This window comes from Elusimicrobiota bacterium, assembly GCA_041658405.1.
In the GTDB taxonomy this organism is placed as follows: Bacteria; Elusimicrobiota; UBA5214; order JBBAAG01; family JBBAAG01; genus JBBAAG01.
Map to the genome: position 1 here is coordinate 1 of JBBAAG010000109.1, position 8072 is coordinate 8072.

The 8072-nt window shown below is 39.1% G+C and carries 5 protein-coding genes; all 5 read right to left on the bottom strand.

Annotation, left to right across the window (positions count from 1 at the left end; translation table 11 throughout):
- A partial coding sequence (locus WC955_12500) for a fibronectin type III domain-containing protein (protein ID MFA5859874.1) occupies nucleotides 1–5097 on the bottom strand: 5097 nt, incomplete at its 3' end.
- Complete coding sequence (locus tag WC955_12505) at nucleotides 5094–6065, bottom strand: hypothetical protein (GenBank protein MFA5859875.1); 972 nt, start codon at nucleotides 6063–6065, stop codon at nucleotides 5094–5096. The genes WC955_12505 and WC955_12500, both read right to left, overlap by 4 nt.
- A 13-nt stretch (nucleotides 6066–6078) precedes the next feature.
- Nucleotides 6079–6744, bottom strand: a complete 666-nt coding sequence (locus WC955_12510) for a hypothetical protein (protein MFA5859876.1) — start codon at nucleotides 6742–6744, stop codon at nucleotides 6079–6081.
- A 34-nt stretch (nucleotides 6745–6778) separates the two neighbouring features.
- The gene (locus tag WC955_12515; GenBank protein MFA5859877.1) at nucleotides 6779–7765 is read right to left on the bottom strand and encodes a hypothetical protein; all 987 of its coding nucleotides are present in this window, start codon (nucleotides 7763–7765) and stop codon (nucleotides 6779–6781) included.
- 48 nt (nucleotides 7766–7813) lie between these two features.
- Nucleotides 7814–8072, bottom strand: a 259-nt coding sequence (locus WC955_12520) for a hypothetical protein (GenBank protein MFA5859878.1), incomplete at its 5' end; no start/stop codon positions are given.

An 8072-nucleotide genomic window follows, 5' to 3' on the forward strand; every position in this document is an offset into this window, starting at 1 on the left:
GGCTGAAGAATACAACGTTGTCCAGCACGCTTGGGTGGAACCGGCCATCGAGAAGTTGCATGGTAGTTTTAACGCTTTATTCCCTTCCTGATAACTCGAAGTGCTCACCACCACGTTCCCAGCGTCTTCCGAAGGCGGCCAGTCGCTTTGCGCAGCAGTATCGTCGGTGTAGTCAAATCCGTTTAACAATCCTAACCACGTATCCCCGCCGTTTGTGCTGTATGTATATCCCACTGAGTTAACATCAAGTCCATAATAGATGTCTTGTACTTGCACACGGCACGTGGGTGTTGTGGTATGTACTTCTGTATCCTTGTTAACCCATTCGTTAGTAACCGTACCGATCTCGTGGTTAGACCAGTACATATCGTTAACTTTGTGTTTGGAATAGTTACCAGACAACAACGCATAAGTTCCCGCTGTGGCACTTGTACCAAGATAACTACCGCCAGTAGCAGTCAAGCTGTAAGTACCTGCGGTAGTACACACGCTTGTATTGCCGGCATACGCGTTTTCCAAGATATACGCAACATACGTAAAATGCGTTTCCTGTGGGATCGTCGAGGTTACCGCACTGGATTCGTTTGAGAATAGCGAATCTCCAGAGATGTTATACGCTTTCACATGATATAAGTACGTGGTTCCCGCGGTTAAGCCGTCGTCGTTATAACTTGTGATATCAGTGTTAACGGTTGCTACTTGCGAATACTCGCCGTCGGACGTTTTACGTTCTATCTTGAACCCCGATTCGTTGTTAGAGTTGTCCGTCCAGGTCAGGTTTATTCGGGTAGATGAAATCGATACCGCTTGCAAGCTATCCGGAGCTGTAGGAATTGACGGTAGTGTAACTGCATAGGTAGTGTTTGAATACTCAGAATCTCCGGCAATGTTATATGCTTTCACTCGGTAATAATACGTCGTCTCAATGTCTAACCCTTGATCAATATAACTGGTTGTGTTTGTCGCTAATGTTGAAAGCAGCGTATAAATACTTCCCATGTCCGTTGAACGTTCAAGTTTAAACCCGGTTTCGGTGTTGGAATTATCTGTCCATGATATTGATATTTGTAATGAAGATACTGCTATTGCTTGAAAGTTACTCGGAGGAGTTGGTATTGTAATAATCGGTACAATAAACGCAGTACTCTCGCTTACATTACCAGCGACATCACGGATTACAAACTTAATTTTGTTTTGCGTTTCTGAAGACTGGTTAAACACAATTGGTTCCGTAATTAAAGTCTGTTCATCTGTGGTACCTAAATTACCAGAACAAACAGCGCCAAGTTCAGGTGAATGTATCCGCACATCTTTTATGTACGATGTTCCGTTGTTCCCCAGTGTTTCTGAGATATTATCAAGATGCATATTGGGATACGTTGGGTCAGTTTCATAACCTTTACCTAAAATAATATCCGATGGCGCACCTTGATATATACCGCTTCGGGTCAAACTCGTAATTTGTGTCCACTGTGATGACGGATCATCCTGACGATATTCAAAAATAATATTTTCCGGAGTAAGTTTTATTCTAACATAATACCAATAACTTAAATTTACCGATGCAGGGGTGCTAACAAAGTTTATTTGTCGTGCACCGGCATGAATATATCCGTCTTCTTGCAAACTTACTCTTGCCCAAGTACTTGTTGACCAGTAAAGTGTCAACCCGGGGGCCCAACTCACTCCCGACGAGTTCCCACTTTTAATCGCGCATTCAGCCCATATATTGTCTCTATCGTTAGGACAGGATACATGCGCGTAAACTCCTTGTTGTGCAGTGATTGTCAAAGTGTTTTCTATCACTGAAAAACTAGAGTTACCATACAGATGATTCTCCCAGAAGTTCTCTTGTGAAAACTCCAGCAATTGTGATGGTAAGAGCCATGTAGTTCCGCCGTCGGTACTGTATTTATATCCTACTTTTGTTATATCCAATCCAGACCCTACGTCCTGTATCGTTATTTTACATTCAGGTGTAGGCTTGTCGGTATATCCTGTACCCTCAATCCATTCATCGAGAGTGTTTTTGATGTAAAACATATTTGAACTCTCCGGGAAAATAGCATCGTAGGTATCTATTTTTATTGTGTAAGTCTCGGAAATCCAGTTACCGCCACGGTCACTGACCATTACACGAACTTGGTTTTGTGTTTCAGTACCGATTGTTTCTGTATAGAACGGTATTGAACCTGCAGTAATTGTTTCCTCTTGTACGCTTCCATTAGGTCCAGTACTTGTTGCGCTGCTTACTGCTAATAATGCTGGAGTTATTTTGTCTATCACAAGAGTTACATCTTGAGCGGATAACTCCATAAATTCAAATTTTAGCGCGGTTATTTGATTCCATCCCTGGGGAGTAAGGGGAGTTTGACCAAATTGCTCTTTAAGCACAACGATTTCTTTCCACCCAGACTCAAACGTTGGGGAAGTAATGGGAATTGTTTTGTAGTACCACCCATTACCGCTCTTTAATGATACCGTCATGGAACTCACAACATTATTAGCTTCTGCAGGAAGATATAACCAAAAACTTAATTCTGGTTCTTCTGTAAAATCTACCGATGGGAATACGTGTTCCCATCGTGCTTTACTATATTGACCACTAAAGTTGCAGGGTAAACTACACGCGAGATTGCCATCGTGTACTTCCATCGGATTGACTTCTGCCAATCCAGCATCGTCATAGTTGCGCCAGTTGTATTGCAGAGACTCATTCGTCCAGTATTCAAACCCGTCGGTAACAGGGAACCAGTTAGTACCGCTATTGGTGGTATACAAATACCCGGCAGTGTTTTGTTTCAACCCGCTATACGTGTCTTGTGCCGTGACTCTTATTAACGGTGTTTGCGTGTTTGTCCACTGTGTTCCATCAATCCACTTACCATCTTTACGAGTAACATTGTAAGATGTTGACAGTTCAGGGTATACAGTATCTATATTAAATACCCAAAGACTTGACCATGAACTTTTATTCCCCGCTCCATCCACAGCGCGAACATGCCAAAAATATGAGCCATCGTCTAATCCCGGTTGACCTATCAAAAATAAATCCCAGTAATCAACTTGGGATTGGACAGTAAGAACACCTAACTCTGGAAAAACAGTACCTGTTGTATACTGTAGTTCATAAGTCACTCCTGAAGCGTCTGTTACATCTGTCCAGTCAAATAGGGGGTACTTGGTGTTCTCATATCCATTATATATCGGTAAAGACAATGTCGGAGTTGAAGGTGGCGTGTTGTCAACTATAATGAAAGTATCCCCTCCAGATGTCCATTCCTCTAAATTGCCTCCTTCGTCTTGTGCACGGACACGAAAGTATACACTTGTCCCATCAACCAAGTTCATTTCGACCATATCAAATTGAGCAGATTCATCAAGTGTCCATGTTGAATTATTAATTAACCATTCTTGCCAATTACCCTCATTAATTTTATATTGCAGATGGTAACTAGTTGTTGAAGTTGTCACATCCGTACCAGTCCAACTGAGTGTAGCAATATTTGCACAGTACATTCCACTTTGAGGATCAGTAAAATTTGATTCCGGAGGTGTTGTGTCAATAATAAAGTTTGATATTCGCCAAGATGATGAAGTTCCCTGAACTGAAAAATCTCTAACATACCAAAAGTATAGTCCATCACTTAATGGAGCATTAATTGTATATTCAGGAAGTACACTAGTAGTTATTGTGGTTTTCAAACTACCTTCCCAATACATATCTTCTTGCCCAGTTATTTCACCTGAACCGTCAAACGGTCCATTAGGCAAATCCCCTTTATCATAAACAACGCTTGTACTTTCTGCTTGTATATAATTATCCCCAACTTTGATCCAATCAACATATAAGTTCCTATCGGTTGTCTCATCAGAAAAATCATTCGAAAATACCACGTGTAGATTTCTTTCGCAGTTACGTACTGGTATTGTAGTCTCGTATATATTCCACTCACTACTATTAACTTCCCACTCCCTTACAAAATATTTTACGTCATTACTGCTATCAATGTATAATTGCATTTTGGGCCAACCTTGAGAATAATCTCCTTTGGCTTTTATTGATATTTTGGTAGTAATTGTAGTGACAGCTTCTGATGTAGATAACATAAATTCATAACCACATAACTCAGAACCATTAAAACTTCCTTCAGTCCAAGAAAAAGTCGGAAGGCTATAATTAAGAACTGATCCTGCAGGGGGGCTTAAAGCTCTGAGTTTTGCTATTTCAATACTTTTATGTACAGGCTGGTTGACTGTTTTATCAAAAACCCAACTAATGTAGTTATAGTCATCAAATCCAACGACATAATCTCCCGACATATTAAGTGCATAATCTACCGCAATTACATCAAACACATATTCTTCTCCGGGCGAAGGTACAAATGCGAATCCCCCTGTTGTATATGAATGAATTGGGTTTTGATATGAATCCACATTTCCGCTATAATCTTTAAAGCTAAGGATTTTATAGTACTGATCTCCTGTTTTTTTACCGATTAGAAGAACTCTGAACACTCCCGTACCGGTATCATTTTGATCACAATAATTTTCATGTTGATGAATACATCCCTCTCTCACTCCATAATCTATTTCATAATACTTACCATCATTATGATATTCGTTGCTTATTATATTAACTATTGGCTTGACATCGTCTATTTCAGAGATAGACACTACATAATGTACAGCCGTACCAAAAATAGCCCACCAATTGACTCTTAAGCTCAAATCCCATAAATTGTTTGAATTGTAAGTCACTGGATTGACTATACCTGCAACAATATTAATTAATAAATCCACACTATGTACATTATCTATTGTTTTTCTGGAATACCCATGTAAAGTTGATGACCTATCTCCGGATAGTGGATAATCTGTTCCGCCATATCCTATAAGGAAAGCAAAATTATTAAAAAATGATTCATTATTATATGCAAATACTTCATGTTCATCAAAAGTAGGCACATTCCGTAACCAACGATATTCTACAGCTTCTTCCCCTGGTATTTTAGCGTTCCATATAATTGTAGCATTACATTCTGATACTAATAATAAGGTGTAACAGCTAATAAGAAATACAAACACTTTTTTCACTTAAATGCCTCCCATTTATAAATTATTCCTAATGATGATGTTAAATAATAAGTATCGTTTGTCCAAGTTGTCTGTGTCCCTAATTTAAAAACAATGCTTGTGTTGTTGTTCATACTATATTTAAACCCCAAATCAAAATGCTTGAAAATAGAACTTTTGTGATACTCGTATCTTAATCCATATTTGAAGTCATCATCATAAAGCCCTGTTTTAAATATTTCATATTGAGGATATTTTACTGATGCTATCGCTGTTAATCCAATATCAGACAACAAAGTCAATTGTGTGTTTATTTTAAAGCTCATTTTTGTGTTTAACAACCATAGTACTCTGTTATATTCAGTCCACTCAAAATTTGTTCTTTCACCACTATCCCGTACGAATCCCGCTATCCAATCGTCACCCACAAATCCTTTCAAAGACAATTCTAATTCAACTGCGTTTAACAAAAGATTCCATATAATTTGAATATTTCTGATCCCATTGTTACCATAAACCGTATTTTCCTCTAGTAACATATTTTGAACATTGTAAACATTATTTTCCTGATAATCATAACTATAAGTGTAATTACTAAAGATGTAGCTGATATCAACCACCAGGTTACTCGAGTCATACTTACCAATGATGCCATACAATTCCAATCCACTTGAATACGTATCTGTTACCAACCCTAATCCAACACTACCATAATTGGTATCAAGTACACCTTTTACACTACAAATATTTATTTGTTGGCTTTTCTGATATATAAACAACGGGACATTTAAGTTGTCTACTACAATTCTAGGACGTACAAATTTATTTTCAGGGAAGACATAATCAAACGTCAATGAATCAATACTGCTATTTATACTTGGTAATATCCAGCTTTCTGCTTTAATAGAATACTTTGCATCACTGGCATGACAGATAGATTGTGGGAACAATAGAAAACATGCTAATAAAGTTATTATAAAATTTACCATATTATTTCCTTAGTTAAAACGACCAGCCAATATTTATGCTGGCATCTGTCAAACTATCTCCTACGAAAGGAACATTTTCACCAGCAAGCGTCAATGAATTTCCTGAATATCCTGTCCCAATGTTTAACACTAAGGTAAATCCGCCAAAAATCCATTTATATCCAAGATTACCAGCTACAGTTAAGAAAACCAAGTTCCCGTTTACCGTCTTCTGCACATAAGAATATTGTTCAATCACTGTATCTTTGTAGTTTCCATTATATTCATAGCTAAAATATGTATATTTTGCTGACAGAATAGAAACGCCTACTACGGGTCCCAAAAAAAATCCTTGTAATCTCTTACCGTCGAGATATATGTTATATCCCAAGCTTGCTCCATTAAGAGACACTTCCCAGTCACTGCGTTTCGACCCAAAATAGGTTACACCGGCTTTCAAACTAGATTTATTATTCAGCCCCAATTCATAACTCGCATTAATATTTCCTTTAAGTAATCCTATAACATTAAAGGCTAATGAATTATTCACTTCCGCAAAACCAAAGGAAGAAACGAATAGCATAATTAATCCAAATAAAAATATTGTTTTTGAAATAAAATTACATATTTGGGAGACTTTCATAATATCTCCAATGCCATTACTCATAATTAAATTATACAATTCCCTTGCATCCGTCATGGCAAGTGCCCTTTTTCTTTTTAGTTAAACACAACTACAATTTAATAATAAACGCAATCTTGTAATACTTCGGTATAAAGTTTACCGGCGCGCTTGTGCCAGTATTATTAACTGTTACTGTATGAGAATGATTACCGTTTGTATGAATCAACGGTTCGCTACCTGTACGCCAAGCATACGACCCGCCGTCGCTCGTGATCGATGCGTCTGTGAATACGTCACGACCCAGTCCCGATGTTGTTGCTTCTGATACAGTATGCCCGTGGAGGCCATCAGTACTCGTTGTAGCGGTATGATTATGCGCTGGGAGTTGGTTTACTGAAGTTAATGTAAAATACGTCGTCCCTCCGGTAAGGCCCGGGGTCTCACCAGTGTTTATGCCTAACACAAACCTATCCCTCAAATCTGGCCTACTACCAGCACCGTCACATAATGCCCAGCTCGATGGAATGTCTGCCGTAGAACCTGACCACATAATTATCGCGCCTTTGGGTACCATGTAAAACTCTGTACTGCCAACTATACTTCTCACTTCGCCTACTACGTCCAAAGCTTTCCCTGGGTTCGTAGTTCCCACCCCGAGATTACCGGCAACAATAAAATTGCCGTCCGATTTCTCCGCAGTAACAGATTTATACGCGTATCCTACCGTCACGATCTCCTGCCGGCCAAAAGACAAGTCGCTACCGTCAACTACTATTGCCTCGATATACCGCGTAGTACCGTCGAACAATGTTGAGGATAGCGGATTGACCGCGCCTAACAATATGTTGAATATCCCGTTATTAATGTTTACAGATGGTTGGGTTTCTTCCCAAACATTAGTCCCGCTGGTTTTCTCTGTCCACAGCCGGAACTTCATGGTTTTTGTACCGTTCACCGGCGTATCGTTTTGAGACAGTGTGCCTTGATACACCATCGTATTAGGTACTCCGGCAAATGTCGTAGTTACGAATAAAAACATTATCCCCATTACCAGTACGTTCAACCAAGAAAACTTTCTACTTACTTTCGTCACCATTTTTGCTTCCCCTTTCCTTGCTTTTTCCTAAACCTTATTTTGTTATTCTCAAAACCTTGCGCTTAAACTAAACCTGTGTGTATTGCCTAAGTCTGAGTACGGGACAAATGAGTAGTCGAACTGGTAGTTGTAGAGTTTGAAGCCAAGCCCGGCTGATAGTCCAGTATCCATCTCTAACGACTGCGAACTTGTGAGTGACGGAGTATTAGTGTTTGACTCGGATTTTAGAAGACTTATCGCTTTCATCAAGTATCCCGCTCTTAACGATACCATGTTCATCACAGTGTATTCTGTCCCTATCGCGTAC

Excerpts from the sequence above, each read along its gene's own strand:
- WC955_12505 (MFA5859875.1), bottom strand. The coding sequence starts at position 6,065 with ATGGTAAATTTTATAATAACTTTATTAGCATGTTTTCTATTGTTCCCA.
- WC955_12510 (MFA5859876.1), bottom strand. The coding sequence starts at position 6,744 with ATGACGGATGCAAGGGAATTGTATAATTTAATTATGAGTAATGGCATT.
- WC955_12515 (MFA5859877.1), bottom strand. The coding sequence starts at position 7,765 with ATGGTGACGAAAGTAAGTAGAAAGTTTTCTTGGTTGAACGTACTGGTA.